Source organism: Oceanicella sp. (assembly GCF_056449545.1).
Window position 1 is genome coordinate 26,609 of the sequence record NZ_JBWOMN010000070.1, and the last position, 25,903, is coordinate 52,511.

Genomic DNA, 25,903 nt, shown 5'->3' on the forward strand with positions numbered 1-25,903 from the left:
CGGGCCGAGCGCGCGCATGTCGCCGCCCAACGGCATGGCGGCGAATTGCGACGGGTCGTGCCCCTTCTCGATCGACACCAGCCGGATCGCCCCGGCCATCTTCGCGGTGGCCAGCTTCAGGATCGCCTCGGCCGCCTCGGCGTCGCCAAGCCCCGGCGGCCCGCCCACATGGGCGCGGATCGCGGCGCGGGACGCCGCCGCGTCCAGCCGCCCCAGCCGCTCCAGCCCGCGGCAGACCGGGCCGGGCTCGGCGCCGGCGCTTTCCGGCCCCACCTGCGGCAAGCCGCTGCGATCCACCCAGGCGATGGAGCCGCCCCCGGCGCCGATGGTGGTGATCTCGATCATCGGGATGCGCACCACCATGCCGAAATCGATCGCGCTCCGAGGCGCCAGCGCCGCCAAAGCCGCCCGCCGCCAGCCCCCGCTCCAGCCGGTCCGGACAGGACGACGCCACCGGCTGCAGATCGACGTTCAGGGCCGCGGTGGACAGGCGTTCGAATTCGCGGATCTCGGGCAGGATCTCGATGGCGGCGGTGACATGGGCGTTGGGCCAGACGCTGCGCACCGCCGCGACCGCCACCCGTTCATTGGCGGCGCTCACCGTTCCCGCGCGCGCGCAGCGCGAAAACATCGGTGGAGGCGCCGCCCACATCGACGCCGATGAGCAATGCGTTGTCTTTCATGTCGCCGCCCGTCGGCGCGATGCCCGGCCAGCGACAGCGCGTTGATCTGGCCGTTGAGATCGCCGCAGAGCGATAGCGGCCGGCGCGAATTGGCCGACGGGATATCCACCACGTCCTGGCGGAACGCCCCGCGATCATGCAGCTTGACCGGCGGAATCAGCATGCCTTCCTGAAAGCATTCGGGGGCAAAGCATTCGGGGGCAGAGCATTCGGGGGCAGAGCATTCGGGGGCCGCCGGGTTGGAATGGCCCGGCGCCGCGCCGCCCATGTCGAGCCAATGCCCCACCGAGGCGAGAAAGCAGAACAGCGCCCGTCGCGCAACACCGGCTTGACGAGGCGGAATTCCGACAGATGCGTGCCGCCGCCATAGGGGGCGTTGAAGATCCAGACACCGCCGTCATGCGCCCCGTCGCGCGTCGCCGCCTTGTCGATCGCCGCCTTCACCGCAAACGCCATCACCCCGACGAAGATCGGCAGCCCGGACTTTCCCCGCGCCGGCGTTTCGCCGGTCTCGGCGGCGTAGACGCCGTGCGAGGCGTCATGGGCCTCGGCGATGATCGGGTTGAAGGCGGACCGGAACAGCGTCGCGTCCATCTCGTCGGCGATCTGTTCGAAGCGCCCCTTGAGGATCGCCAGGGTCACCGGGTCGATGCTCATTGCGCGTCTCCGTCCAAATTTTTCCGCGTGTTCCAGCAGCGCGTCGATCCCGAGCGCCGCGTTCAGCCCCTGAAAATCGAACATGCGGGCGCGAAAGCCCTCTTCGCTGCCGGTGTCGACGAGAATGCAGCAGCAATCCGCGGCGGTCGCGGCGATGGCGCGCACCACGCCGCCGGGAAAGATCACCAGCCGGAAGCCAGGCGCGCCCAGCGCCGCGGCGTCGAGCATCGGCGTGCGGCCGCCCTCGACCATGTTGGCCATCAGCGGCGCGCGCGGCCCCTGCCGCGCCATGATGCGCCGCATCTGATCCAGCGATTGCGGCGCCTCCGCGAACAGCATGTCGGCGCCGGCCTCGGCGTAGCCCTCGGCGCGATCGAGCGCCGCGTCAAAACCCTCCACCGCGAGGGCGTCGGTGCGCGCGATCACCAGCGTTTCGGCGTTTAGCGCGCATCGCAGGCGGCGCGGATCTTGCCGCGCATCCCGGCGGCCGGGATCAGCGTCTTGCCGTCGAGATGCCCGCAGCGCTTGGGCAGGGTCTGGTCCTCGATCTGGATCGCCCCGGCCCCGGCGCGTTCGAAACCCCGCATCCTGCGCTGGACGTTGAGCGCGTTGCCAAAGCCGTTGTCGGCATCGACGATGATCGGCAGGTCGATGCGCTCGCGCAGCGTCGCGACCGTGTCGGCGAAGGGCTTGACGATCTGGAAGGTGCGCACCATGCCGCGCCGCGTGATCGCCGCGTGATCGCCGCGTGATCGCCTCGGGGAGCAGCCCCGAAATATCCTCGCCGCAGAACCGCGCCCGCCCGGCGTCGGGGCGCAGGAAGCCGGTGTTCAGCGCGAACAGCGTGGTCTTGCCGGCGCCGTCGGGCCCGATCAGCGAGGCGAATTTTCCCTGCGGCACGGTGAAGGTGACGTCATCCGCCGCCCGCACGCCGCCGAAGGATTTGCAGATGCCGATGATCTCAAGCATCGCGCCGCCTCCGGAGGCTGGACAGTCCCGCAAGCCCGCGCGGCATGAACAGCACCATCGCCACCAGCAGCGCGCCCATCTTGACCCGGAACGCGTCGACGCCCAGCGCGCGGGCCGCGTCCTCGTTGTCGCGCACCGCCATGAGCCGCGCCCCGAGGCGCGAATTCCTCAGCCACGCCACGGCAAGGAACGCCGCGACCGTCACCGCCCAGGTCACCCAGAACAACCCGGCCTTGCCGGCGAACCGGAAATTCGCCGCGCGCTGGTCGAGCGGGATCAGGATGCCGACCCCGGCCCCGGTGAAGTCGACGGAATTGGACAGGATGCGCAGCACCTCGGCGAAGGCCAGCGTCACCAGCGCGAAAGACGACCCCTTCAGCCCGTAGCGGAAGGGCGAGAGGCCGACGAAGGCCGCGACCGCGGCGGCGAAGCCTCCGGCAAGGACGAAGCCCAGCCACGGGTTGATCCCGAACCGCACCTGCAGCACCGCCACGCCATAGGCGCCGGTTTCGAAAAACGCCGCGTGCCCGAATGAAAACTGCCCGCCGAACCCGCCAAGAATGGTCCACGCCTGCCCCGGCTGCGCCGAATACAGCGCGGTGATCGCCAGGTTGAGCCGGCAATCCCGGGAGATGACCCGCGTCACCAGCAGGATGTTCTCGTCGCGCCCGTGGCTGGCGCGCCCGATGGTCCCGCGCAGCCCAGCGCGAACATCGCCGGGGGCGCGATCAGCAGCGCCGCGTAGGGGGCCACGCCCCGTGCGGCCCCCCGTGCGGCCATTCATGCGCCCCTCCATGCGGCCCCCATGCGGCCCCCATGCGGCGTTGAGCCGCCGGACCAGATACAGCCCCGGCATCAGCAGCGCGCCATGGGCGAAATTGATGATGTGCAGCACCCCCCGCGGATCAGCGTCAGCCCCGGCGCCGCCTGCGCGTGGAGCGCGCCCGCGGTCAGGCCGTTCGGCGCCAGTGACCGCCCATCGGAGCGGGGTCGGGAAGATCGGCCTGTCCGAGGCGAATTCGGTCGGCAGGATCACCTCGAACCTGCCGTTGCGCAGCTGAGCGTTCTCCGGCTGCGCGCCGGCCTTCGGGCCGCTGACCGTCTTCGTCGCCCCCCGCAGGGCATGGCGTGCCGGTCCCGGGTCGAGGCCGCCGGCGCCGCGTTCACCGCCGGTTTGTCGGCGGTCCCGGCGCGCTCCATGGCGTCGGCCAGCGGCGCCGCCGCGTTGCAGGCGAATAACACCTCGCAGGCGTAGGACAGCCCCTTCGCCTCGACCCGCCGCTGGCGCAGGCTGCGCGCGATCCCAACAGCGATGCCTCGTGCACGATCATCGCGGTCTTCGCCGGCGAGCCCGCCGCCTTGCTGATGGCGTCCAGATTGTCCGCCGCGAAGCTGGCGATCTTGCCGGACACGGCCACATCGACCGCATGCGGGGCGTTGATCGCCAGATGGGACATGATCTGGTCGTTGAGCCGGCGCAGGCGCTCCGCGCGCGGCCCGGTCGGATTGGCCGCGCCCGGGGCGCCGGGGCCGGATCCAGCGCCGCGGCGATCTCCGGCGGGGCCGGCATGCTGGCGAATTCCGGCGCCTCGGCGAAGCTGGCGCGCCCGCCGCGCGGTGATGGGCGACGCATCGAACGCCGCGCAAAGCCCCTGCTCGAAGGCCGGAATGTCGCCCGGGCGCAGCGCGCCGCCGGCGATGCGGCTTTTCAGGATGGTGACGATCTGCAGGCAAGGCGGCACGCCCGACTGCGCGTCGAGCGGCCCGCCCGGCGCGCCAAGCCGGGTCCCGCCGGTCAGTCCGCGGCCGGCTCGCCCTCGCTGACCACCGCCACCCGCGCGCCGCCGCGCGTGGTGGTGACCACGCCCAGCGATTTCAGCTTGCGGTGCAGGGCGGAGCGCTCCATGCCGACAAAGGTCGCGGTGCGCGAAATATTGCCGCCGAAACGGTTGATCTGGGCGATCAGGTAGTCGCGCTCGAACAATTCGCGCGCCTCGCGCAGGGGCAGCGTCGCCATCACCGCGTTCAGCCCGCCGCCATCGCCGTCGCCGCCGCCGCCGCCAAGCGGCAGCTCGTCGGGCTCCACCTCGTGCTCCGCGCCGCCGAGAATCAGCACCTGCTCCATCATGTTGCGCAGCTGGCGCACGTTGCCGGGCCAGTTCTGGGTCTGCAGCAAGGCCGCCGCATCGGCCCCGAGCACCCGCAGCGGCAGGCCCTCGGTCTGGGACAGGCGGGCCAGGAAATGATCGGCGAGCAGCGGGATGTCCTCGCGCCGCGCAGCCAGCGGCGGGGTCTCCAGCGGCACCACGCCGAGCCGGTGAAACAGGTCCTCGCGGAATTTTCCTGCGGCGATCAGCGGCTTCAGGTCGCGATTGGTCGCCGAGATCACCCGCACGTCGACGCGCACGGTGTTGGAATCGCCCTTGCGCGCAAAGCTCTGATCCACCAGCACCCGCAGGATCTTGGACTGGGTGCCGATGGGCATGTCCGCCACCTCGTCGATGAACAGGGTGCCGCCATGGGCCTTCTCGAACAGCCCCGGCTCGACGCTGCCGTCGTCGCGGATCTTGCCGAACAGCATCTCCTCCATCATGTCGGGTTCGATGGTGGCGGCGTTGGCGATGACGAAATCCTTGTCGGCGCGGTCGGAATTGGCGTGGATGTAGCGCGCGGCGACCTCCTTGCCCGATCCCGGCGGGCCCGACAGCAGCACCCGGCTGCCGGTGCGCGCCACCCGGTCGAGCTTGCCGCGCAGCGCGACGACGGCCGCCGACACGCCGATGATCTCGGCCGCCTGCGCGTCCTGCCGGCGCAGCCCGGCGTTCTCGCGGCGCAGCCGCGAGGCCTCCAGCGCCCGCGTCACCACCATCATCAACTGGTCGATGGTGAAGGGCTTTTCGATGAAATCATACGCCCCCTGCTTCACCGCCGCGACCGCGATCTCGATATTGCCGTGGCCCGAGATGATCACCACCGGGATGTCGGGCGAATTGCGCTTCACGGTCTTGAGCACCTCGATCCCGTCCATGCGGCTGCCCTGCAGCCAGATGTCGAGGATGATCAGGTCCGGCGGCGAGGCGTCCACCGCCGCCAGCGCGCCGTCGGCGTCGCTGGCCTCGCGGGTGCCGTGGCCCTCGTCCTCCAGAATGTCGGTGACCAGGTCGCGGATGTCCGCCTCGTCGTCCACCACTAGAATGTCAGCCATGCTCTGTCCTCTTGCCGGGCGTCTCGCGGCCCGTTTCGTTGCCGGGCGTCTCGCGGCCGGTTTCGCTGCCGGGCGTCTCCCCCGAGGCCCGATCGCCCCGCGGCGCGCCGGGATGCTCCGCCGCCCGGTCCGCCCGTCCGCCCTGCGCCCGGACGTCCTTCGCCGGGCCCGAGATCGGCAGGCGGATCACCGCCATCGCCCCCTGCCCGTCCGGCGAGTCGTCGATCTCGAACTCGCCGCCATGTTCTTCGGTGATCTTCTTGACGATAGCGAGGCCGAGCCCGGTGCCCTTCGCCCGCGTGGTCACGTAGGGTTCGGTCAGCCGGGCGCGGTTGACCTCGGGCAGACCGACGCCGTTGTCGGTCACCCGGATCACGTCCCATTCGTCCTCATGGATCAATTCCGCGCGCACCTCGCCCGGCGGTCCTGGCTGCGGCCCCGACTGCGCCTCCAGCCGCGCCTCCACCGCCTCGCCGGCGTTCTTCAGCAGGTTGGTGATCGCCTGGGTCATCAGGTCGGCGTCGCAGCGCGTCGGGCGCGCCGGGCCGACCACCCTGGCCGAGAACCGCACCGGCCCGTCGCCGGCGTTCTGCAGCAGCGTCGCCTCCTCCAGAATGCGCCCCAGATCGTGATCGCCAAGCTCCGGCGCCGGCATCCGCGCGAACTGGCTGAATTCGTCGACCATGCGGCGGATGGTTCCGGCCTGGCGCACGATCATGTCGGAATACTGGTCGAACCGCTTGCGGTCGGCGCCCTCGAACCGGGCCCCGAACTTGCGCTTCAGGCGTTCGGCGGACAGCTGGATCGGGGTCAGCGGGTTCTTGATCTCATGGGCGATGCGCCGCGCGATGTCGCCCCAGGCGGCCATGCGCTGGGCCGAGACCAGCTCGGTCAGATCATCGAAGGTCAGCACGTAGCCCGCGGCCTCGTCCTTCTGCCCGGTCCGCGACACCCGGGCCAGGAAATCCCGGTCGCGCCCCTCGATCACCCCGTGCACCCGGGCGTGGGCCTTGCCGCCGCGCCGGTCCCGCGCCTGCGCCAGCAGCGGCGCGAACAGCGGCGCCACGTCGCCCAGGTCGCGCCCCGCCGCGTCCCCGGTCGCCCCCAGCATCGTCGCCGCCGCCTCGTTCATCAATTCCACCCGCCCGCGCGGGCTCAGCCGGATCACCCCGGCGCTGACCGCCGCCAGCACGGTCTCGATGAACCGGCGGCGGCGCTCGGTCTCGGCGTTGACCGCGACCAGCGCGTCGCGCTGCGCCTCCACCCGCTCGATCATGTGGTTGAACATGCGGCCCAGCACCGCCAGTTCGTCGTCGCCGCGTTCCTCGACCACCCGCACCGTCAGGTCGCCGCCGCCGACCCGCTGCGCCGCCCCCGCCAGCCGCCCGATGGGGCGCGCCAGGCGTTCCGCGAACCACAGCCCCAGCCAGATCGAGGCCAGGATCACCAGCATGGCGAAGCCCAGATACAGCACCGCGAATTTCAGCAGCACCCCGTCGCGGCTCGCCTCCAGGGTCTCGTAAAGCTGCACGGTCTCGCGGGTTTCGTCCAGCAGCGACAGCACGTTGCCGTCCACCTGCCGCGACACGTAAAGATAGTAGTCGAAGAAATTCGCCAGATAGACCAGCGCGCGGATCTCGTTGTTGAGCTTGTCGACGATGATCACCGTTTCGCCGTTGCGCGCCCGCGCGATCTGGTCCTCGCTGGGCGGGTCGAAGCCGAACAGGTAGCTGAATTCGCCGCGCGCGCGCAGTTCCATGGCGCCGTCGAACACATAGGCCTTGGGGATCGTGCGCACCCGCGCCTGGGCGCGCAGCAATTCGCCCAGCGCCGAATCGTTGACCCCGCGCGCGCCGGCCCGGTTGAGGTCGCGCGCCATGGCCTGGATGTCGCGCTTGATCTTGCGGCGGTGTTCGTTTTCATAGGCCTGCGCCGTGGCCAGCGAATTGCGCACCACGCTGCCCACCTGGGTGGAAAACCAGCCCTCGATGCCGTAGCTGACCGTCAGCGTGGCGAACACCGCCACCAGGATCGTCGGCGCCAGCGCCACCGCGGTGAACACCCCGGTCAGCCGCAGATGCAGCCGCGACCCCGCCGATTCCGCCCGCCGCGCCGAGACCAGCGCCGCCATGCGCCAGACCACCAGCCCGGCGACGGTGATGATGTAGACCAGATCGGCCAGAAACACCCCGCGCAGGTATTGCGGCGCCGCAAGGTCGGTCTCGTTGCGGCTGAGCGTGATCGCGGTGAGGATCGCCAGCACCGGCCCCAGCGCCACCAGCGCGATGGTCAGGCCGGATCGCGTGCGCCGCGACCAGCGGCCGCGCATCAGCGCGCCGGGCAGCGCCAACAGCGCGTCGCCCCTCATGCCCGACGCGCCGGGGCCGCGCCCCGATCGGCCGGGCGGGCGGTGCGTGTGACAGGCCGGGGCTGGCGATTCATGGCCGCGCTTCTTCTGGGCGTTTCACTCGGGCCGCAGCCGGATCCGGCGACCGGCCCGAGACAAAACCGTTGCGACAAAACTGTTGCGTCTCTACATCAGTTTCTTGCCGCGCGTGACCTGAATGTCAAGCTCGCGGATTTTCTTGCGCAGGGTGTTGCGGTTGATTCCCAGCAGATCCGCCGCCCGCAACTGGTTGCCCCGGGTCGCCGAAAGCGTCAGCGCGATCAGCGGCAGCTCGATCTCCTTGAGGATCCGGTCATACAGGCCGGCGGGCGGCAGCGCGTCGCCATGGCGTTGAAAATACGTCTTCAGATGATGCTCCACCGCGGCCCCGAGCGACCCGCCCATGTCCGCCCCCGGACCCGGCGCGGCGGAACTGGGGCGCACCGCGATCTCGCGCGCCACCATCTCCGCCCCGATCACGTCGTCGGCGCACAGCGCGCAGAGCCGCTTCATCAGGTTTTCAAGTTCGCGCACATTGCCCGGCCAGCGCTGTTTCTTCAGCGCCTCGAGCGCCTCGGGCGACACGCTCTTGCGCGGCAATCCCTCGGCCACCGCCCGACGCAGGAAGGCGCGCGCCAGATCCGGCAGGTCCTCCAGCCGCTCGCGCAGCGGCGGCAGGCGGATCGGCACCACGTTGAGCCGGTAGAACAGATCCTCGCGAAACCCGCCCTCGTTGATCAGCCCGCGCAGGTCCTGATGGGTCGCGGCCACCACCCGCACGTCGGCCTTGATCGGCTGGCGCCCGCCGATGCGGGTGAATTCGCCCTCCTGCAGCACCCGCAGCAGGCGGGTCTGGGCGTCGGGGGGCATGTCGCCGATCTCGTCGAGAAACAGCGTGCCGCCGGCGGCCATCTCGAAGCGGCCCGCGACGCTTTCGCCGGCCCCGGTGAAGGCGCCCTTTTCATGCCCGAACAATTCGCTTTCGATCAGGTCGCGCGGGATCGCCGCCATGTTCACCGCCACGAACGGCCCGGCCTTGCGCCAGCCGAAATCATGCAGGGCGCGGGCCACCAGTTCCTTGCCGGTGCCGCTTTCGCCGTCGATCATCACCGTCAGATCGGTGTTCATCAGCCGCGCGAGGATGCGATACACCTCCTGCATCGCCGGCGACCGCCCGATGATCGGCAGCCCCTCGTCGCGCGACGGCTCCTCGGGCTGGGCCGGGGATTTGCGCGCGCCCTCCAGCGACTTGCGCACCGTGTCGATGACCTCGCGCAGGTCGAAGGGCTTGGGCAGGTATTCATAGGCCCCGGCCTCGGCGGCGCGGATCGCGGTCATCACCGTGTTCTGGGCGCTCATCACGATCACCGGCAGCGCCGGGCGCTTGCGGCGGATCGCCGGCAGCAGGTCAAGCGCGTCGCCGTCGGGCATCATCACGTCGGACACCACCGCGTCGCCCTCCCCCGCCTCGATCCAGCGCCACAGCGTGCTGGCCGACCCGGTGGAGCGCACCCGGAACCCGGCCCGGGTCAGCGCCTGCCCCAGCACCGTGCGGATGGACCGGTCGTCATCGGCGACCAGCACGGTTTCGCCGCTCATGACGCCGCGCCTTCGGTCTTTTCGGACCAGACCGGCAGCAGCAGGCGAAACCGCGCCCCCTCGCCCCCCGCGACGCATTCGACCACGCCGCCATGGCTGGCGACGATCTTGGACACCAGCGCCAGCCCCAGCCCGCCCCCCGCCGCCTTGGAGGTGACGAAGGGTTCGAAGATGTCGCGCCGAAGGGCGTCGGGCACGCCGGGGCCGTTGTCGCTGATCACGATCTGCAAGGGCAGGCTTTCGCGCGCCCCCGAAGGCGAGGCAAGGCGCATCCCCGGACGGAACGAGGTGCTGAGCGCGATGCGCCCGCCGCGCGCCGGCAGCGCCTCGGCGGCGTTCTTCAGCAGGTTGAGAAACACCTGCATCAGCCGATCCGCGTCGCCGGCGGTGGGCGGCAGCGAGGGATCGTATTCGGCGCTGATGCGCACATGGCCGGCAAACCCGGCCTCGGCGGCGCGCCGCGCCCGGTCAAGCACGTCATGGATGTTCACCGGCGCGCGCGAAACCGGGCGGGTGTCGCCGAACTGGTCGACGCGCTCCAGCAGGGTGACGATGCGCTGGGCCTCCTCGCGGATCAGGTCGGTCAGCTCGCGGTCCTCGGCCCCCAGATTCATGCTCAGCAGCTGCGCCGCGCCGGATATCCCCGCCAGGGGATTCTTGATCTCATGCGCCAGCATCGCCGACATGCCGGTGACGCTGCGCGCCGCGGCGCGATGCGACAGGCTGCGGTCCATCTTTTCGGCGATCGACTGCGGGCGGATCAGCAGCAGGATGTCGCCGGAGCGATCCGCCATCGCCGCCGCCTGCAGGTCCACCATGCGCGGCGCCCGGTCCGGCAGGGTCAATTCCAGCCCGTGCTCGCCCAGCGACACCGCGCCGCGGCGCAGCTGGCCCACCAGGTCGATGATCCGGCTCGACGCGCCGAACAGATCCGCCAGCGCGCGGCTGCGCAGCGCCCGGGCGCTGAGCCCGAAAAACGTCTCGGCGGCGCTGTTGGCGTCGAGAATGCGATCCCCCGCGCCCAGCGCCAGCGCCGCGGCGGGCAGGGTGTTCCACACGGTCTCGTAATTCAGCGCCGCCGGCGCGGCGGCGGGCTGGACGACCGGCGCGCTCACGCCGCCGCCTCCAGCGCCTGCGCCGCGGCGTCGATGTCGGGCAGCTCCGCCGCCAGCGTCGCCGCCACCCGCGCCGGGTCGTCCATGCGCATCAGCCGCGCGCGCAGGCCCGCGGCGCCGGGCACATGCTCCAGATGCCAGCTCAGATGCTTGCGCGCGCAGCGCAGGCCCAGGTCGCGGCCATACAGGTCCAGCATGTCCTCGCATTGCCCGATCAGCAGCGCCGCGCGGGCCGCGCCCGTCGGCGTCGCCGGGCCCGGCCGCCCGGCCAGCGCCGCGGCGATCTGCGCCGGCAGCCAGGGCCTGCCCCGCGCCCCGCGCCCGATCATCACCCCGTCGGCGCCCGACCGGCGCAGGGCGTCGCGGGCGCTCGCCGCATCCACCACGTCGCCGTTCACCACCAGCGGAACGGTCACCGCCGCGCGCACCGCGCGCACCGCGTCCCAATCCGCCGCGCCGCGATAGAACTGCTGGCGGGTGCGGCCATGCACCACGATCATCGCCACCCCGGCGGCCTCGGCCCGGCGCGCGATCTGCGGCGCGGTCATGGTCGCGCGGTCCCAGCCCAGCCGCATCTTCAGCGTCACCGGCGCGTCCGCCGCCGCGACCACCGCCTCGATCAGCCCCAGCGCGTGATCCGGGTCGCGCATCAGCGCCGCCCCCGAAGCCCCCTGCGTCACCTTCTTGGCCGGGCAGCCCATGTTGATGTCGATGATCCGCGCGCCGCGCCCCACGCAGCGGCGGGCGCATTCGGCCATGTCGCGCGCCTCGCGCCCGGCGATCTGCACCGATGTCAGCCCCGTTCCCCCGGACAATTCGTCCCCGGACAGTTCGGCGCGCAGCAGCGTCGAGGCCCGCCCCGTCGCCATTTCCCGGCTCGCCACCATCTCGGACACCGCCAGCCCGACGCCGAACCGCGCCGCGACGCGGCGAAACGGCAGGTCGGTGATTCCGGCCATGGGCGCCAGCAGCACCGGCGAATTCAGGACATGAGCGCCAATGCGCAGCGACATCTGCTTAATCCTTGTGCATTTCGCCCCGAAGTAGCCAAGACGCTTGAGATGCGCAAGGCCCGAGGCTACCTGATCCCCAGGCAATCGTCGAAGGGAACGCGGATGCAGAGGCGGGCGGCTTGACCATTCATGCGCTGATCGTGGCGGCGGGGCGCGGCGCGCGCGCCGGGCCGGGCGGTCCCAAGCAATACCGCGATCTGGGCGGGCGCACGGTGCTGCGCGCCACGCTGGACGCGTTCCTGCGCGCGCCCCGCGTCGACCGGGTGCGGGTGGTGATCCACGGCGACGACCGCGCCGCCTACGCCGCGGCGACCGCCGGGCTGTCGCTGGCGGCGCCGGTGATCGGCGGGGCCACGCGTCAGGACAGCGTGCGGCTGGGGCTGGAATCGCTCGACGCCGCGCCCGACGATCTGGTGCTGATCCATGACGCCGCGCGCGCCTTCGTGTCCGGGGCGGTCATCGACGGGGTGATCGCCGCGCTGGACCGGGCCCAGGGCGCCTGCCCCGTCCTGCCCGTGGCCGACACCATCCGCCGCGCAGAAAACGGGTTTGCCGGGGCCACCCTCGAACGCGCCGCGCTCGCCCGCGCCCAGACCCCGCAGGGGTTTCGCCTCGCCCCGATCCTGGCGGCGCATCGCGCCGCAGCGGGGCGCGCGCTCACCGACGACGTGGCGGTGGCGCAGGCGGCGGGGATCGCGGTGACCCTCACCCCGGGCGAGGAGGCCAACGTGAAACTCACCACGCCCGAGGATTTCTCGCGCGCCGCCGCCGCCGCAAGAAGGACCAATGACCAGATGGACATACGCACCGGCACTGGGTTTGACGTGCACGCCTTCGGACCCGGGGATCACCTGACGCTCTGCGGCGTCGCCCTGCCCTTCGATCGCGGGCTTGCGGGGCATTCCGACGCCGATGTGGGCATGCACGCGATCACCGACGCGATCTTCGGGGCGCTGGCCGAGGGCGATATCGGCCAGTGGTTCCCGCCCTCGGACCCGCAATGGAAAGGCGCCGCGTCGGAACTGTTTCTCGCCAAGGCCGCCGAACGGGTGGCGGCGCGCGGCGGGCGCATCGCCAATGTCGACTGCACGCTGATCTGCGAACAGCCGAAAATCGGCCCCCATGTCCCGGCCATGCGCGCCGAACTGGCCCGCATCCTGCAAATCGACATCGGCCGCGTGTCGGTGAAGGCCACCACCACCGAGCGCCTCGGCTTTGCCGGGCGCGGCGAAGGAATCGCCGCGCAGGCCGCCGCCGCCATCATATTGGAATCGCCATGAAATCCCTCGCCACCCTGTTCGGACTGGGCCATCTGCGCCCGGCGCCCGGCACGCTGGGCTCGCTGGCGGCGCTGCCGCTGGGCTACGCGCTGCATTACCTCGGCGGCTTCCCGCTCTTTGCGCTGGCGACGCTGGCCGTCATCGTCCTCGGCTGGATCGCCGCCGCGCGCTATCTTGAAACCAGCGCCTCGCAGGATCCGTCGGAGGTGATCATCGACGAGGTGGCCGGCCAGCTGATCGCCTTGGCGCCGCTGTCGCTGGGGCTGTGGATGCAGGGCGTCGCGCCGCAGGTGTTCCCCTGGCCCGGCTGGGTCGGCGCCTTCCTGACGTTCCGCCTGTTCGACATCCTCAAACCGCCGCCGGTCAGCTGGGCCGAGCGCGCGCCGGGCGCCGCCGGCGTGATGCTCGACGACCTGGTCGCCGGGGCAATCGCCGCGGCGATCGTGACCCTGGCCGCCGCGATCTTTCATGGAGCCCTGTCGTGAACGAACTGCAAAGCCTCGCCGCGGACGCCATTGACGCGCTCGCCGCCGCCGGGCTGATGATCGCCGCCGCCGAAAGCTGCACCGGCGGGCTGGCGCTGGGCGCGCTGACCGAAATCCCCGGCGCCTCGGCGGTGGTGGAGCGCGGCTTCGTCACCTATTCCAACGCCGCCAAGACCGAGATGCTGGGCGTGGCGAAAACCCTGATCGCCGCCCATGGCGCGGTCTCCGAACCGGTGGCCGTGGCCATGGCCGAGGGGGCGCTGGCGCGATCCCAGGCGCATCTGGCGGTGGCGATCACCGGCGTCGCCGGGCCCGGCGGATCGGACAGCAAGCCCGAGGGCCGGGTGTGTTTCGCGCTGGCCCGCGCCGGGCGCGAAACCCGGGTCGAGACCATCGAATTCGGGGCCGCGGGCCGGCGCGCCGTGCGCCGCGCCAGCGTCGCCCACGCGCTCGACATGCTGCGCAGCGCGGCGGGCGACTGACCGGGCCGGCAGGCGGCCCGCGTCAACGTCTGCCGTGAAAACAGGCACAACCCGGGGCAATTGCCGAAATTGGGGGCGCCGCGTCGATTGGCGCCGTTTTTTTTCCCATTTCAGCGCCAAGGGATTTGCCGCGCAAAAGCCGATTTTCTAGACCTCCCCCATGTTCACCCGCCCCGGCGCGACCGGGGCCCGCATCAGGGGATTTTCCGGAAAATGAATGGCGCAGACACCGCATGGATTCTCGTTGCCACGACGCTCGTGCTGTTCATGACCCTGCCCGGGCTGGCGCTGTTCTATGGCGGGCTGGTGCGTTCGCGCAATTTCCTGTCGGTGCTGATGCAATGCATGGCCATCGCCTGCCTGATGTCGCTGCTCTGGCTGGTCGCGGGCTACAGCATCGCCTTCGGCCCCGGCGCGACCGGCTGGTGGGGCGGGTTCGACAAGGTCTTCCTGCTCGGCGTCGGCCCTGACGCGCTGACCGGCACGATCCCCGAAATCCTGTTCTTCGCCTTCCAGATGACCTTCGCCATCATCACCCCGGCGCTGATCATCGGCAGCTATGTGGAACGCATCGGCTTCGGCTTCGCCATGCTGTTCTCGGGGCTGTGGATGCTGGTCTGCTACGCGCCGGTGGCGCATTGGATCTGGGGCGGCGGCTGGCTTGCGGTCCTCGGGGCCAGGGATTTCGCCGGCGGCATAGTGGTGCATGAAACCGCCGGGCTGGCGGCGCTGGTGCTGGCGGTGATGCTGGGGCCGCGCCGGGACCATTCCAAGCCGCCGCACGCGCCGGGGATGGTGATGATCGGCGCCTCGATGCTCTGGGTCGGCTGGTTCGGCTTCAACGCCGGCTCGCAGCTGGCCGCCGACGGCGGCGCGGCCATGGCGCTGGTGACGACCCATATCTCGGCGGCGAGCGCCTCGCTGACCTGGGCGCTCTACGAAAAGATCCGCTACGGCAAATCCTCGCTGATCGGGCTGGTGACCGGGACCATCGCCGGGCTGGCCTCGATCACCCCGGCCTCGGGCTTCGTGGGGCCGATCGAGGCGATGGTCATCGGCGGCGTCGCCGGGGTGCTGTGCCAGCTCTGCGTCGTCGGCATCCGCCAGAAGCTGAAGATCGACGACACGCTGGACGTGTTCGCGGTGCATGGCGTCGGCGGCATCTTCGGCACGATCATGATCGCGGCGTTCGGCCATGGATCCTTCGTCGCGCAGTTCACCGCGCTGGCGGCGGTGGGGGTCTTCACGCTGGTCGTCACCGTGGCGCTGGTGAAGATCGCGGCGCTGGTCACCCCCATGCGCGTCAGCCACGAGGACGAGGTCGACGGGCTCGACTACGCCACCCATGGCGAACGCGCCTACGACATCATTTCCTGATTCCGCCCCCTACAGCGCGCGGGGGCCGTAAAGCGCCGCCGCGCGGTCCTCGAAGGCGCGCACGATGCGCTGCATGGCCTCGCCGAACACCACCCCGATCACCGCCTGCAGGATCGCCGAGCGGAATTCGAAATCGACGAAGAAATCCACCTCGCAGCTGCCCGGCTCGATCTCGATGAATCGCCAGTGATTGGCGAGGTATCTGAACGGTCCGTCCAGATAGGCGACGTCGATCACCATGTCGTCGGGATGCAGGGTCACGCGGCTGGCGAAGGTCTCGCGGAACAGCTTGAACGAGATCACCAGATCCGCCTCGATCACTTCGGCGCCGTCGGCGCCCGGCTTGCGCGAGCGGATTCGCGCCGCCTGACACCAGGGCAGGAATTCGGGATAGGACTTCACATCCGCGATCAGCGCGTACATCTCGCTGGCCGAATAGGGCATCCGGCGCTTTTCCGCGTGTGTCGGCATCGTGCTGTTCTTCGCGTCCCGCTGCGGCGCCTTCACGCCCGGCGCGCCCCATCGCCCGCCGCCGCGCAGCGTTAAGCCAGGCGCCGGTTTTCATCAAGCCCCCCTTTCATCGCGGGCGCGCATGAGGCAACAAGACAACGGACGCCGAAGGTCATGACCTTTCATGCGGCGCACGGTGGGTGAACGAAGGATTCGACGAATGACCAACAGGCCGTATGCAATCGACCAGATGATCTCGGCGAAGGAGATCGCGGCGCGGGTCGAAGGGCTCGCCGCCGAGATCCATGACTATTTCGAGGGCACCGACAAGCTGATCGTCATCGGCTTGCTGCGCGGCAGCTTCGTGTTCATCGCCGACCTGACGCGCGAACTGAGCCTGCCGGTGGAGATCGATTTCATCGAGGCCTCCTCCTACGGCAACGCCACCGAATCCAGCCGCGAGGTGCGCATCCTCAAGGATCTGCGCGGCGAGATCGAGGGCCGCGACGTGCTGGTGGTCGAGGACATCGTGGACACCGGCTTCACCCTGCATCACGTGCTGCACCTGCTGCGCGCGCGCCACCCCCGGCGGCTCGAGGTCTGCGCCCTGCTCGACAAGCCGGCGCGGCGCGAGGCCAAGGTGGACGTGCGTTTCATCGGCTTCGAGATCCCCGACGAATTCGTCGTCGGCTACGGCATCGACTACGCCCAGCGCAACCGCAATCTCAGCCATATCGGCAAGGTGCGGTTTCTGGATGAAGACGCGGATTCAGACGCATCCAAAAGCTGATTCTTCGCTTTTTTACGGACTTGCGCCACAGACCCAACCTGAAACGTCAGACGCGACGCGCAAGATCATCCCCCAGCGCGAAAGATCAGGCCGGGCGGGGCAAGGCTTCGCCGGCCTCGCGCAGCACCGCCGCCAGTTCCGAAAACCAGCCGTCATCGACCGAGATCCGCCGCCGCGCCAGCCCGATCACCCGCCGCGGCTCGGGGTCGGAAAACCGCATCACCGCCAGCCCCGGCGCCGCCGCCTGTTCGGGCAGCGCGGCGATTTCCGGCAGCAGCGTCAGCCCGAATCCATGCGCCGCCAGCCGCGCCAGCGTGGCCAGGCTCGACGCCCCCAGATCCACCGTGCCGGAGCGGTCCAGCGCGCAGACCTCCAGCGCCTGATCGGCCAGGCAATGGCCCTCGTCCAGCAGCAGCAGCTGCTCGGCGCGGATGCCTTCGGGGCGCAGCCGCGCCGCGCCGCGCCCATGTTCGCGCTTCAGGTCCCGCGCCCGGTCCTTCGACGCGGCGAGCAGGAACCGGTCCTCGAACAGCGGCGTCTCCGCCAGCGCCGGATCGCCGGTGGGCAGCGCCACCACCGCCGCGTCGAGCCGCCCGTCGCGCACGTCGTCCAGCAGCCGCCCGGTCATCGCCTCGCGCACCCCCAGATCCAGCCCCAGATTCTTCGCCTTCAGCAGCGGCAGCGCCGCGGGCAGCAGATAGGGCGCCACCGTCGGGATCACCCCCAGCGACAGCCGCCCGCCCAGCCCCCGCGACCAGCGCGCCGACTGCCCGATCTCGCGCACCTCGTCCAGCACCCGGCGGGCGCGGCGGGCGATCTCCTGCCCCGTGGGGGTCAACGTCACCTCGCGGGCGCGGCGCTCGGCCAGCGTCACCCCCAGCGTGACCTCCAGGTCGCGCACCTGCACGCTCAGCGCCGGCTGGGACACATGGCACGCCGCCGCCGCCCGCCCGAAATGCCGGTGCTCGGCCAGCGCGAGGAAATAGCGCAGCTGCTTGAGTGTGACATCCATAATCAAAACCTATCACCAAAAAACAAAAAAGCAATTTTACATTATCACTGAAATCCACCAAGTTTAGAATCATTCAAGAACGCCAAGGGAGCCCCCGAATGTCCGACACCCCCCGCCTCACCACCACCGCCGGCGCGCCGGTCCCCGACAACCAGAATTCCATCACCGCCGGCCCGCGCGGTCCGGTGCTGATGCAGGATTACCAGCTGCTGGAAAAGCTCGCCCACCAGAACCGCGAGCGCATCCCCGAACGGGTGGTGCACGCCAAGGGCTGGGGGGCGCGCGGCACGCTCACCGTCACCCATGACATCAGCAAATACACCCGCGCGAAGATCTTCTCCGAAGTCGGCAAGAAAACCGACATGATCTGCCGCTTCTCCACCGTGGCGGGCGAGGCCGGCGCCGCGGACGCCGAACGCGACGTGCGCGGCTTTGCGCTGAAATTCTACACCGAGGAGGGCAACTGGGATCTGGTGGGCAACAACACCCCGGTGTTCTTCATCCGCGACGCCTACAAGTTCCCGGATTTCATCCACACCCAGAAACGCCACCCCCGCACCAACCTGCGCTCGGCGGCGGCGATGTTCGATTTCTGGTCGCTGTCCCCGGAATCGCTGCATCAGGTGACCATCCTGATGTCGGATCGCGGCATCCCCACCGACCCGACGCGCATGAACGGCTACGGCTCGCACACCTATTCCTTCTGGAACGACGCGGGCGAGCGCTACTGGGTGAAATTCCACTTCAAGACCCAGCAGGGCCACGCCCATTACACCAACGCCGAGGCCGAGGCGCTGATCGGCCAGACCCGCGAAAGCTATCAGGAGGCGCTGTTCGGCAAGATCGAATCCGGCGACTTCCCCAAATGGACCATGTATGTGCAGATCATCGACGAGGCGGATGCGGAAAACATGCCGTTCAACCCCTTCGACCTGACGAAAGTCTGGCCCCATGGCGACCACCCGCTGATCGAGGTTGGCGAGATGGAGCTGAACCGCAACCCCGACAATTATTTCGCCGAGGTCGAGAACGCCGCCTATTCGCCCTCCAACATCGTGCCGGGGATCGGCTTTTCGCCCGACAAGATGCTGCAGGCGCGGGTGTTCTCCTATGCCGACGCCCATCGCTACCGGCTTGGCACCCATTACGAGGCGCTGCCCGTCAACGCCCCGAAATGCCCGATCAACCACTACCACAAGGACGGGGCGATGCGCTTCCAGACCCCCGATTTCGGCAACCCGGACGCCTTTTACGAACCCAACACCATGGGCGGCCCGCAGGAAGATCCGAGCGTCAAGGAACCGCCGCTGCGCATCTCCGGCGACGCCGACCGCTACAGCCACCGGGACGGCAATGACGATTTCTCCCAGCCGCGGGCGCTGTTCAACCTGTTCGACGACGGCCAGAAATCCCGGCTCTACGCCAATTACGCGGCGGCCATGAACGGGGCCCCGGCGGAAATCCAGGAACGCTGGTGCAAGCTGCTCGACCAGGTGCACCCGGATTACGGCAAGGGCGTGCGCGACGCCATCGCCGCCGGCTGACCGGCGCGCCAATCCGGCGCGGGGCGGCCGCCAACGTCGCCCCGCGCCCGCAGCCCCGCGACCGGCGCCATCTCCGAAAACCGCGCGCCGCCCCCGCCGCTCAGCGCAGGGCGGATCCCGATCCGCCATTGGCGCATGGACGCCCGCCACGGTTGTCTCGCCGCGCCGGCTCTGCGATCCTCGCCGCCCATGCCCGAGGAGACCGCCCATGCCCACCCCCGCGCTGCGCATCGAAACCGACGGCCCCCTGCGCGTCATCGCCATCGACCGCCCGCAAAAACGCAACGCCGTGGACCCGGAAACCGCCGCCGCGCTCTACGACGCCTTTCGCGATTTCGACTCCGACCCCGACGTCGCGGCGGCGATCCTCACCGGGACCGGCGGCGCGTTCTGCGCCGGGGCCGACCTCGCCCGCGCCGCGGGGGGCGGCTATGACGCCGCCTGGCGGCGACGCATGGCGATAGGCGACGCCGCCGACCTCGACGCCGCCCCCCGCCCCGCGCCCATGGGCCCGACCCGCCTGCGCCTGTCGAAACCGGTGATCGCGGCCATCGCCGGCCCGGCGGTCGCCGGCGGCATGGAACTGGCGCTGTGGTGCGACCTGCGGGTGATGGAGGCCACCGCCTTCATGGGGGTCTTTTGCCGCCGCTGGGGGGCGCCGCTGATCGACGGCGGCGCCATCCGCCTGCCGCGCATCGTCGGCCAGGGGCGGGCGCTGGACCTGATCCTCACCGGGCGGCGGGTGGATGCCGACGAGGCGCTGGCCATGGGGCTCGCCGACCGGATCGCGCCCCATGGCGGCGGGCTCGACGCCGCGCGCGCGCTCGCCCATGACATCGCCCGCTTTCCGCAGGTCTGCCTGCGCGCCGACCGGGCGCTGGCGCTTGACCAATGGGCCCTGCCCATGACCGCCGCCCACGCCCGCGAATGGCGCTCGATCGCGGCGCTCGACGCCGAGGGCCGCGACGGCGCCGCCCGATTTCGCGCCGGCAAGGGCCGCGGCGGCGATTTCACCGACATCTGAGCGCGCCTTTCGCCATGAGGATCGCGCCAACCACATTCAGGAGCACGCCATGACGGCCCGCTACAGCCCCGCCTTCGAGGCCCATCTGCACCGCGAACACCGCATTGGCAAGATCGAGGAGTTCCTCAAGGAAATCGTCTATGGCGGCAATGACGGCATCGTCACCACCTTCGCCATCGTCGCCGGCTTCGCCGGCGCCGGGGCCGAGGGCGCCGGGCTGGTCGGGGGCGTCGCGGTGCTGCTGTTCGGGCTCGCCAACCTGTTCGCCGACGCCACCGCCATGGGGCTCGGGGCGTTCCTGTCCAGCCGCTCCGAACAGGATGTCTACCGCGCCACCCGCGCCCGCGAACGCCGCGAGATCGAAGAGAACCCGGAATTCGAACGCATGGAGACCCTGGAGATCCTCGACGAAAAGGGCCTGACCAGGGCCGACGCCGTCGAATTCACCGACATCCTGCAGCGCAACCCGGAATTCATGGCCGATTTCATGATGCAATACGAGGTCGGGCTCGCCGATCCCGACGGCGACAGCCCGGCGATGAAGGGGCTGGCGACGTTCCTTGCCTTCATCGCCTTCGGGGCCACGCCGCTGGTGCCGTATTTCCTGTTCGATCCGACCCAGCGCACTTTCTACATGTCGCTGTTCGCCACCCTGCTGGCGCTGGTGGCGCTGGGGACCCTGCGCTGGCGGGTGACCAACGAGACCCTGTCGCGCTGCGTCGGCGAAACCGTGCTGGTGGGCGGCATCTGCGCGCTGGTCGCCTTCGCCGTCGGTTTCGCTTTTCGCTGAGCCCGCCAAGCCCGACCCGCTCGGCCATCGCCGCGGATCGCCGCGGATCGCCCGGGAACCTGTCGCCGCCGGGCCACGCCCGCCCCGCAGCCGGGCCGCGCGCCCGGCCCGGCGCGGTTTTATTCTTTCGCGCGCCACGCCAATGCCGTAACCAACGGCGGCACGCTGGATGACGGAGCCCCGCCCTTGCCCACCTCGCCGCGATACGCCTTATGCCTCGCCGCGCTGCTGAGCGCCGCCCCCGCCGCCCCCGGCGCGCGGGCCGGCGCGCTCGAGGATCTGCTCAACAAGACCGTGCGCAACCAGGCCGACAACGCGCTGGCGGTGCTCGGCGTCTCGGTGGTGCCCAGCGAGACCGCCAGCACCCTGACCTTCGACGGCGGCGGCGACAGCGGCTATGATTTCCAGGCCACGCAGTTCGGCGGCGCCTTCACCTTCAGCGACGATTTTCCGCTGTATCTGGAAGGCTTCCTCGGCGCCTCGCGCTACGATCCCACCTTCGTGTTCAGCGAAGGCGACCAGCGATCCCTGCTGCCCTCGAAATGGACCAGCTTTTCGGCCACCGGCGGCGTCGGCTGGGATTTCAGCCTCACCGACGACCTGGTGCTGCGGCCCATGCTCAACATCTCGCTGGGGCATGTGGAAAGCGACCTGTCGCTGCTGGGGCGGTTCATCGAGAACAAGTTCGATCTGGATCTGGGTTTCCTCGACGCGGACCGGCTCAACGCCTATGGCTACGGCGCCTCGCTGATGCTGGATTACGCGCTGGTCCGCGAGGCCTACGAGATAGATTCCGAACTGCGCTACACCTTCATTCGCCTGTCCAGCTTCGAAAAGACCTCCGCCGGGTCGCGCGCCACCGCCGACGCCTCGACGCTGGGGATCTGGAACCGGCTGCGCGTGCCCACCGGGCTGAGCGTGCTGGGGCGGCCGCTGCGCGCGGTGGGCGAGGTCTCGGCCTCGCTGCTGCCCGGCGATCAGGGCGCGGCGCTGGGCACGCAATGGCTGGTGCAGGCGGGCCTCGGGCTGGAAATCGACTTCACCGCCACCTCCGTGCCGCTGATGACCCGGGGGCGGATCATGATCCGCTACGCCAAGGGCGAACGGCTTGAGGGGTTTTCCATCGGCCTCGCCGCCAGTTTCTAGGTCGCGGCGAGCGCCCGACGCCCCATCCACGAAAACCGCCCTAGGCGTGGATCACCCGGCCATAGGCGTCGAGCACCGATTCATGCATCATCTCGCTCAGCGTCGGATGCGGGAACACCGCCTGCATCAGCTCCGCCTCGGTGGTCTCCAGCTGGCGGCCGATGACGAATCCCTGGATCAGCTCGGTGACCTCGGCGCCGATCATGTGCGCGCCCAGCAATTCGCCGGTCCCGGCGTCGAACACGGTCTTGACCAGCCCCTCGGGCTCGCCCAGCGCGATCGCCTTGCCGTTGCCGATGAACGGGAACCGCCCGACGCGGATCTTTCGCCCCGTCGCCTTCGCCTCTGCCTCGGTCATGCCCACCGAGGCGATCTGCGGGTGGCAATAGGTGCAGCCGGCGATGCTTTCGGGGCGCACCGGATGCGCCGGGCGCCCGGCGATCATCTCCGCCACCATCACCCCTTCATGGCTGGCCTTGTGCGCGAGCCATGGCGGCGCCGCCAGATCGCCGATGGCGTAAAGCCCCTCGACCCCGGTGCGGCAGAATTCATCCACCGCCACATGGCTGCGATCGACCTTCACGCCCAGCGCCTCCAGCCCCAGGTCTTCGACATTGCCGACGATGCCGACCGCCGAAATCACCGCGTCGAATTCCCGGGCCACGGTCTTGCCGCCCTGCTCCACATGCGCCGTCACCCGCCCCGCGCCGCGATCGAGCCGCGCCACCCTGGCGTTTTCCAGAATGGTCATGCCCTGCTTTTCAAACTGTTTCTTCGCCAGCGCCGCGATCTCCGCATCCTCGGCCGGCAGGATGCGCTCCAGCACCTCCACCACCGTGGTTTCCGCCCCCAGCGTGTTGTAGAAACTGGCGAATTCGATGCCGATGGCGCCCGATCCGATGACCAGCAGCTTTCGGGGCATCCGCGGCGGGTTCAGCGCGTCGCGATAGGTCCAGACCAGATCGCCGTCGCCCTCCAGCCCCGGCAGTTCCCGCGCCCGCGCGCCGGTGGCGAGGATCACGCCGGGCGCGCGCAGCCGCCGCGCGCCTGCGTCGCCGCGCACCGCCACTTCCCCGGGCGCGGACAGGGTCGCGACCCCCATGACCACCTCGACGCGGTGCTTCTTCAGCAGATAGGCGACGCCGCCCGACAGCTGCCCCGCCACCTTGCGCGACCGCGCGATCACCGCCTTGATGTCAAACGAGATCGCCCCGGCGCCGAGCCCGAATTCCCCCGCCCGGCCCATCAGGTGAAACACCTCGGCCGAGCGCAGCAGCGCCTTGGTGGGAATGCAGCCCCAGTTGAGGCAGATGCCGCCCAGATGCTCGCGTTCGACCACCGCGACGCGCAGCCCCAGCTGCGCCGCCCGGATCGCGGCCACATAGCCGCCGGGACCGGCGCCGATCACGATGAGGTCGAATTGGTCTTTCGCCGGGTCGCCCATGGTCACTGATCCGCTTCGCTGCCTGTTCGGGGGTCAACCCAACCCCGGACGGCGGCAAAAGGCAACGCCCAAGCGCGAAAGCCGCGCCCCTATCAAACGGCGATCAAGCGGCGATCAAGCCCGGGTCAAGCGGCGGTCGGGCCCCAATCAGACCCCGATCAGGCCCCGGTCAGACCCCGGTCAGACCCCGGTCAGGCGGCGATGGATTTCATGGTGTGCGCGTAGCCGCCGGCGTCGAGATAGGCGCGCTCGGCCTCGGTGCTGTCGCGCCCCAGCGCCTCGTTGCGATAGGGAAACCGCCCGAACTGGCGGATCACCGCGCGATGGGCGCAGGCGTGGGGCAGGCTGTTGGCCCGGCTCTGCGGCATGCGGCAGGAAAACAGCCGCACGCTGCGGTCCTGATCGGCGATGTTCTCCGAATGCATCAGCGGCAGGTAGAAGAACTGCCGCGCCGGTTCGGCGATGCGTTTGTCATGGCCGCGCGCGATCGCCAGCTTGGCCATCCGCAGCGCCCGCTCGTCGGTGGCGAAACAGTCGCCCTCGCCGCGAAACATGTTGCGCGGGAACTGATCCAGCAGCAGCAGCAGCGCCAGCGCGCCCTCCGGGTCCGACAGCCAGCCGTCATAGGCCCCGAGCCGCGCGGCGCGCCAATCGTTCAGGAATCGCTTGCGGATGGTCTCGTCGATCGCGTCGTCCGACTTGTACCACCCTTCGGGCCCGATCTCGTCGAGCCAGAAATCCAGTATCCTCTGCGGTGCGGCCTGCATGGCGCGCTCTCCCCCATTGTGCCGGCCAGGACCGCCGCCCCCCCGGCGCGCGCTCAAGGCGTTTTCCGCTCGTCTGCCTCATGCGGCGGCGCCGGTCTTGTCGCCGGCGCCTGCCCGTTCACCGCGCGCGCATGCCTGAGGCGCGCAATATCCCGCGCCGGATTCGGCGTTTTTACCGGGCGATCAAGGCTGCAATTGGCGAGAGTCCTTCTCCGCAACCTCTGATTTCAGGGCAATACGAAGTCGGCTCCATGTCAACCCACAAAAACGACTTGGCTGATATTTAGGCGACGCAGTCGCGCATTGGACATGGGTCGCCCGGGGATCGCCCGGAGATCGCCCGGGGATCACCCGGGCTTCGCCGCGTTTTCGCCATGATCCGAGCCCCCGTCCTCGTCCTCTTCCCCGGCCTCGATCTGCTCGATGGCGTATTCCTGCGCCACCTCCACCGCCACCGGCGAGGATTGCGCCAACACCGCGGCGTAGGTGGCGGTGTCCTCCACCGCCACCGCCGGGCGCACGGTCATGCGATACGCGGCGTAAAGGCTGATCGCGCCCATCATCAGCCCGACAAAGGCGAAGAACGCCCAGGGGCCGATGGCGGTCATCGCATAGCCGACGATCAGCGGCCCGCCGATGGCCCCGAGCCCGTTGATGAAGATCAGCCCGCTCGACGCCGCGGCCATGTCCTCGGCCTCCAGAAAATCGTTGCTGTGGGCGATCAGCAGCGAATACAGCGGATTGGCCAGCCCGCCGATCAGAAAGGCGGCGGCGATCAGCAGCGTGCGGCTGCTTTCGCCGAAGATCGCCGCCAGCGACGCCGCCGCGCCAAGCCCGGTCACCGCGAGGATCAGCAGCCGGCGATCCACGCGGTCCGACAGCCAGCCGATGGGGTATTGCAGCAGCAGCCCGCCCACATAGATCGAGGCCACGAAGATCGAGATCTCGCCCAGCGACAGCCCCCGCTCCGTGCCGTAGACCGCCGCCATGCCGAACAGCGCCGCGAACACCGCGCCAAGGAAAAAGATGCCGACGAATCCCAGCGGCGAGGTCTCGTAAAGCCGCCGGAAGGTCATGGGCTTGGCGGTCTCGAACACCGGCGCCGGACTGACCGACAGCAGGATCGGCATGAAGGACAGCGACACCAGCACCGAAATCGCCACGAACAGCAGGTAGCCCCCGGGATCGGCGAAGTTCAGCGACAGTTGCGCAATCACGATGCCCAGCATCTGCACGATCAGATACACCGACAGCAGCTGCCCCCGCGTCTCGTTGGTGGCGCTGTCGTTGAGCCAGCTTTCCGCCACCACGTAGACGGCGGAAAAGCAGAACCCCACCACCAGCCGCATCACCCCCCAGGCGATCACGTTGGGCGCGGCGGCGTAAAGGATGAACATCGCCGAGATCACCGAGGCCATGGCCGCGAACACCCGCACATGCCCGACCCGGCGGATCATGCGCGGCGTCAGGCGCGAGCCGCCGAGAAAGCCGACGAAATACGCCGACATCACATAGGCCATCTCGCTGGCGTCAAAGCCCTCTATGGCGCCGCGCAGACCCAGCAGCGTGCCTTGCATGCCGTTGCCCACCATCAGCAGGAACATGCCGAACAGCAGCGCCCAGGCGTTGCGAATGATGAGGATCATGGCCGGAAATCCCGATTGCGTCAGGTGACGAAGGTAAAG

The 25,903-nt window shown here is 69.8% G+C and carries 22 protein-coding genes and 4 pseudogenes; 9 read left to right on the forward strand and 17 right to left on the reverse strand.

Annotation, left to right across the window (positions count from 1 at the left end; all coding sequences use genetic code 11):
* Positions 1 to 21: 21 nt before the first annotated feature.
* The 12 genes and pseudogenes from AC1HC7_RS09775 to dusB all read right to left on the reverse strand — a co-directional run.
* Positions 22 to 592 (reverse strand): annotated as a pseudogene (locus AC1HC7_RS09775) (hydantoinase/oxoprolinase family protein); the annotation flags it as partial.
* Between the two features lie 101 nt (positions 593 to 693).
* Positions 694 to 1,340, reverse strand: a pseudogene (locus AC1HC7_RS09780) (hydantoinase B/oxoprolinase family protein); the annotation flags it as partial.
* 198 nt (positions 1,341 to 1,538) lie between these two features.
* Positions 1,539 to 1,766 (reverse strand): annotated as a pseudogene (locus AC1HC7_RS09785) (isocitrate lyase/phosphoenolpyruvate mutase family protein); the annotation flags it as partial.
* A gap of 14 nt (positions 1,767 to 1,780) precedes the next feature.
* On the reverse strand, positions 1,781 to 2,056 hold the full coding sequence (locus AC1HC7_RS09790; RefSeq protein WP_479497586.1) for an isocitrate lyase/phosphoenolpyruvate mutase family protein: 276 nt from the start codon (positions 2,054 to 2,056) through the stop codon (positions 1,781 to 1,783).
* Between the two features lie 91 nt (positions 2,057 to 2,147).
* A pseudogene (locus AC1HC7_RS09795) lies at positions 2,148 to 2,309 on the reverse strand (ATP-binding cassette domain-containing protein); the annotation flags it as partial.
* Complete coding sequence (locus AC1HC7_RS09800) at positions 2,302 to 3,204, reverse strand: branched-chain amino acid ABC transporter permease (RefSeq protein WP_479498976.1); 903 nt, start codon at positions 3,202 to 3,204, stop codon at positions 2,302 to 2,304. The gene AC1HC7_RS09800 and the pseudogene AC1HC7_RS09795, both read right to left, overlap by 8 nt.
* Before the next feature lie 268 nt (positions 3,205 to 3,472).
* Positions 3,473 to 4,051 carry a hypothetical protein gene (locus AC1HC7_RS09805; protein ID WP_479497588.1) on the reverse strand — a complete coding sequence of 193 codons (579 nt, stop codon included), beginning with the start codon at positions 4,049 to 4,051 and terminating at the stop codon, positions 3,473 to 3,475.
* Between the two features lie 53 nt (positions 4,052 to 4,104).
* A complete protein-coding gene (gene ntrX, locus AC1HC7_RS09810; protein ID WP_479497589.1) occupies positions 4,105 to 5,514 on the reverse strand; it encodes a nitrogen assimilation response regulator NtrX in 1,410 nt (469 codons plus the stop codon).
* Positions 5,507 to 7,882 (reverse strand): sensor histidine kinase NtrY-like, encoded by a 2,376-nt coding sequence (locus tag AC1HC7_RS09815; RefSeq protein ID WP_479497590.1) that lies wholly within the window; start codon positions 7,880 to 7,882, stop codon positions 5,507 to 5,509. The genes ntrX and AC1HC7_RS09815 overlap by 8 nt, the downstream gene beginning before the upstream one ends.
* A 165-nt stretch (positions 7,883 to 8,047) precedes the next feature.
* Entirely contained in the window at positions 8,048 to 9,499 is a 1,452-nt protein-coding gene (gene ntrC, locus AC1HC7_RS09820) for a nitrogen regulation protein NR(I) (RefSeq protein ID WP_479497591.1), read from the reverse strand.
* Positions 9,496 to 10,614 carry a two-component system sensor histidine kinase NtrB gene (locus AC1HC7_RS09825; protein ID WP_479498977.1) on the reverse strand — a complete coding sequence of 373 codons (1,119 nt, stop codon included), beginning with the start codon at positions 10,612 to 10,614 and terminating at the stop codon, positions 9,496 to 9,498. The genes ntrC and AC1HC7_RS09825 overlap by 4 nt, the downstream gene beginning before the upstream one ends.
* On the reverse strand, positions 10,611 to 11,627 hold the full coding sequence (dusB, locus tag AC1HC7_RS09830; protein WP_479497593.1) for a tRNA dihydrouridine synthase DusB: 1,017 nt from the start codon (positions 11,625 to 11,627) through the stop codon (positions 10,611 to 10,613). Before dusB ends, AC1HC7_RS09825 begins: the two co-directional genes overlap by 4 nt.
* 119 nt (positions 11,628 to 11,746) lie before the next feature.
* On the opposite strand from dusB, the gene AC1HC7_RS09835 reads away from it, so the two are divergent.
* The 4 genes from AC1HC7_RS09835 to AC1HC7_RS09850 all read left to right on the forward strand — a co-directional run bounded on the left by AC1HC7_RS09835 (position 11,747) and on the right by AC1HC7_RS09850 (position 15,251).
* Positions 11,747 to 12,907, forward strand: a complete 1,161-nt coding sequence (locus AC1HC7_RS09835; protein ID WP_479497594.1) for a bifunctional 2-C-methyl-D-erythritol 4-phosphate cytidylyltransferase/2-C-methyl-D-erythritol 2,4-cyclodiphosphate synthase — start codon at positions 11,747 to 11,749, stop codon at positions 12,905 to 12,907.
* Positions 12,904 to 13,392: a phosphatidylglycerophosphatase A family protein gene (locus AC1HC7_RS09840; RefSeq protein WP_479498978.1), complete on the forward strand. Its 489-nt coding sequence runs from the start codon at positions 12,904 to 12,906 to the stop codon at positions 13,390 to 13,392. Before AC1HC7_RS09835 ends, AC1HC7_RS09840 begins: the two co-directional genes overlap by 4 nt.
* Positions 13,393 to 13,397: 5 nt before the next feature.
* The gene (locus AC1HC7_RS09845; RefSeq protein WP_479497768.1) at positions 13,398 to 13,874 is read left to right on the forward strand and encodes a CinA family protein; all 477 of its coding nucleotides are present in this window, start codon (positions 13,398 to 13,400) and stop codon (positions 13,872 to 13,874) included.
* Positions 13,875 to 14,087: 213 nt separating this feature from the next.
* Positions 14,088 to 15,251 carry an ammonium transporter gene (locus AC1HC7_RS09850; protein ID WP_479497596.1) on the forward strand — a complete coding sequence of 388 codons (1,164 nt, stop codon included), beginning with the start codon at positions 14,088 to 14,090 and terminating at the stop codon, positions 15,249 to 15,251.
* Positions 15,252 to 15,260: 9 nt separating this feature from the next.
* Here AC1HC7_RS09850 and AC1HC7_RS09855 read toward each other — a convergent pair whose 3' ends face one another.
* A complete protein-coding gene (locus tag AC1HC7_RS09855; protein ID WP_479497597.1) occupies positions 15,261 to 15,722 on the reverse strand; it encodes a type II toxin-antitoxin system RatA family toxin in 462 nt (153 codons plus the stop codon).
* A 199-nt stretch (positions 15,723 to 15,921) separates the two neighbouring features.
* Between AC1HC7_RS09855 and hpt the strand changes: the two genes are divergently transcribed.
* Positions 15,922 to 16,491 (forward strand): hypoxanthine phosphoribosyltransferase, encoded by a 570-nt coding sequence (hpt, locus tag AC1HC7_RS09860; RefSeq protein ID WP_479497598.1) that lies wholly within the window; start codon positions 15,922 to 15,924, stop codon positions 16,489 to 16,491.
* Between the two features lie 85 nt (positions 16,492 to 16,576).
* On the opposite strand, the gene AC1HC7_RS09865 is transcribed toward hpt, so the two are convergent.
* Positions 16,577 to 17,503 carry a LysR substrate-binding domain-containing protein gene (locus AC1HC7_RS09865; RefSeq protein ID WP_479497599.1) on the reverse strand — a complete coding sequence of 309 codons (927 nt, stop codon included), beginning with the start codon at positions 17,501 to 17,503 and terminating at the stop codon, positions 16,577 to 16,579.
* A 98-nt stretch (positions 17,504 to 17,601) separates the two neighbouring features.
* On the opposite strand from AC1HC7_RS09865, the gene AC1HC7_RS09870 reads away from it, so the two are divergent.
* The 4 genes from AC1HC7_RS09870 (at position 17,602) to AC1HC7_RS09885 (ending at position 22,007) form a co-directional block, all read left to right on the forward strand.
* On the forward strand, positions 17,602 to 19,047 hold the full coding sequence (locus tag AC1HC7_RS09870) for a catalase (RefSeq protein WP_479497600.1): 1,446 nt from the start codon (positions 17,602 to 17,604) through the stop codon (positions 19,045 to 19,047).
* Positions 19,048 to 19,255: 208 nt separating this feature from the next.
* A complete protein-coding gene (locus AC1HC7_RS09875; RefSeq protein ID WP_479497601.1) occupies positions 19,256 to 20,071 on the forward strand; it encodes a crotonase/enoyl-CoA hydratase family protein in 816 nt (271 codons plus the stop codon).
* Between the two features lie 49 nt (positions 20,072 to 20,120).
* Complete coding sequence (locus AC1HC7_RS09880; RefSeq protein ID WP_479497602.1) at positions 20,121 to 20,861, forward strand: VIT1/CCC1 transporter family protein; 741 nt, start codon at positions 20,121 to 20,123, stop codon at positions 20,859 to 20,861.
* A 186-nt stretch (positions 20,862 to 21,047) separates the two neighbouring features.
* Entirely contained in the window at positions 21,048 to 22,007 is a 960-nt protein-coding gene (locus tag AC1HC7_RS09885) for a hypothetical protein (RefSeq protein WP_479497603.1), read from the forward strand.
* 40 nt (positions 22,008 to 22,047) lie between these two features.
* Here AC1HC7_RS09885 and lpdA read toward each other — a convergent pair whose 3' ends face one another.
* The 3 genes from lpdA to AC1HC7_RS09900 form a co-directional block, all read right to left on the reverse strand.
* Complete coding sequence (lpdA, locus tag AC1HC7_RS09890) at positions 22,048 to 23,451, reverse strand: dihydrolipoyl dehydrogenase (protein ID WP_479497769.1); 1,404 nt, start codon at positions 23,449 to 23,451, stop codon at positions 22,048 to 22,050.
* 191 nt (positions 23,452 to 23,642) lie between these two features.
* A complete protein-coding gene (locus tag AC1HC7_RS09895) occupies positions 23,643 to 24,218 on the reverse strand; it encodes a DUF924 family protein (RefSeq protein WP_479497604.1) in 576 nt (191 codons plus the stop codon).
* Between the two features lie 347 nt (positions 24,219 to 24,565).
* Complete coding sequence (locus AC1HC7_RS09900; protein WP_479498979.1) at positions 24,566 to 25,864, reverse strand: MFS transporter; 1,299 nt, start codon at positions 25,862 to 25,864, stop codon at positions 24,566 to 24,568.
* Between the last annotated feature and the right edge of the window lie 39 nt (positions 25,865 to 25,903).

Coding starts and splice junctions, on each gene's coding strand:
- AC1HC7_RS09790 (WP_479497586.1), bottom strand. CDS start 2,056: ATGGTGCGCACCTTCCAGATCGTCAAGCCCTTCGCCGACACGGTCGCG.
- ntrX (WP_479497589.1), bottom strand. CDS start 5,514: ATGGCTGACATTCTAGTGGTGGACGACGAGGCGGACATCCGCGACCTG.
- AC1HC7_RS09815 (WP_479497590.1), bottom strand. CDS start 7,882: ATGAGGGGCGACGCGCTGTTGGCGCTGCCCGGCGCGCTGATGCGCGGC.
- ntrC (WP_479497591.1), bottom strand. CDS start 9,499: ATGAGCGGCGAAACCGTGCTGGTCGCCGATGACGACCGGTCCATCCGC.
- dusB (WP_479497593.1), bottom strand. CDS start 11,627: ATGTCGCTGCGCATTGGCGCTCATGTCCTGAATTCGCCGGTGCTGCTG.
- AC1HC7_RS09840 (WP_479498978.1), top strand. CDS start 12,904: ATGAAATCCCTCGCCACCCTGTTCGGACTGGGCCATCTGCGCCCGGCG.
- AC1HC7_RS09850 (WP_479497596.1), top strand. CDS start 14,088: ATGAATGGCGCAGACACCGCATGGATTCTCGTTGCCACGACGCTCGTG.
- AC1HC7_RS09855 (WP_479497597.1), bottom strand. CDS start 15,722: ATGCCGACACACGCGGAAAAGCGCCGGATGCCCTATTCGGCCAGCGAG.
- hpt (WP_479497598.1), top strand. CDS start 15,922: ATGACCAACAGGCCGTATGCAATCGACCAGATGATCTCGGCGAAGGAG.
- AC1HC7_RS09865 (WP_479497599.1), bottom strand. CDS start 17,503: ATGGATGTCACACTCAAGCAGCTGCGCTATTTCCTCGCGCTGGCCGAG.
- AC1HC7_RS09870 (WP_479497600.1), top strand. CDS start 17,602: ATGTCCGACACCCCCCGCCTCACCACCACCGCCGGCGCGCCGGTCCCC.
- AC1HC7_RS09875 (WP_479497601.1), top strand. CDS start 19,256: ATGCCCACCCCCGCGCTGCGCATCGAAACCGACGGCCCCCTGCGCGTC.
- AC1HC7_RS09880 (WP_479497602.1), top strand. CDS start 20,121: ATGACGGCCCGCTACAGCCCCGCCTTCGAGGCCCATCTGCACCGCGAA.
- lpdA (WP_479497769.1), bottom strand. CDS start 23,451: ATGGGCGACCCGGCGAAAGACCAATTCGACCTCATCGTGATCGGCGCC.
- AC1HC7_RS09895 (WP_479497604.1), bottom strand. CDS start 24,218: ATGCAGGCCGCACCGCAGAGGATACTGGATTTCTGGCTCGACGAGATC.
- AC1HC7_RS09900 (WP_479498979.1), bottom strand. CDS start 25,864: ATGATCCTCATCATTCGCAACGCCTGGGCGCTGCTGTTCGGCATGTTC.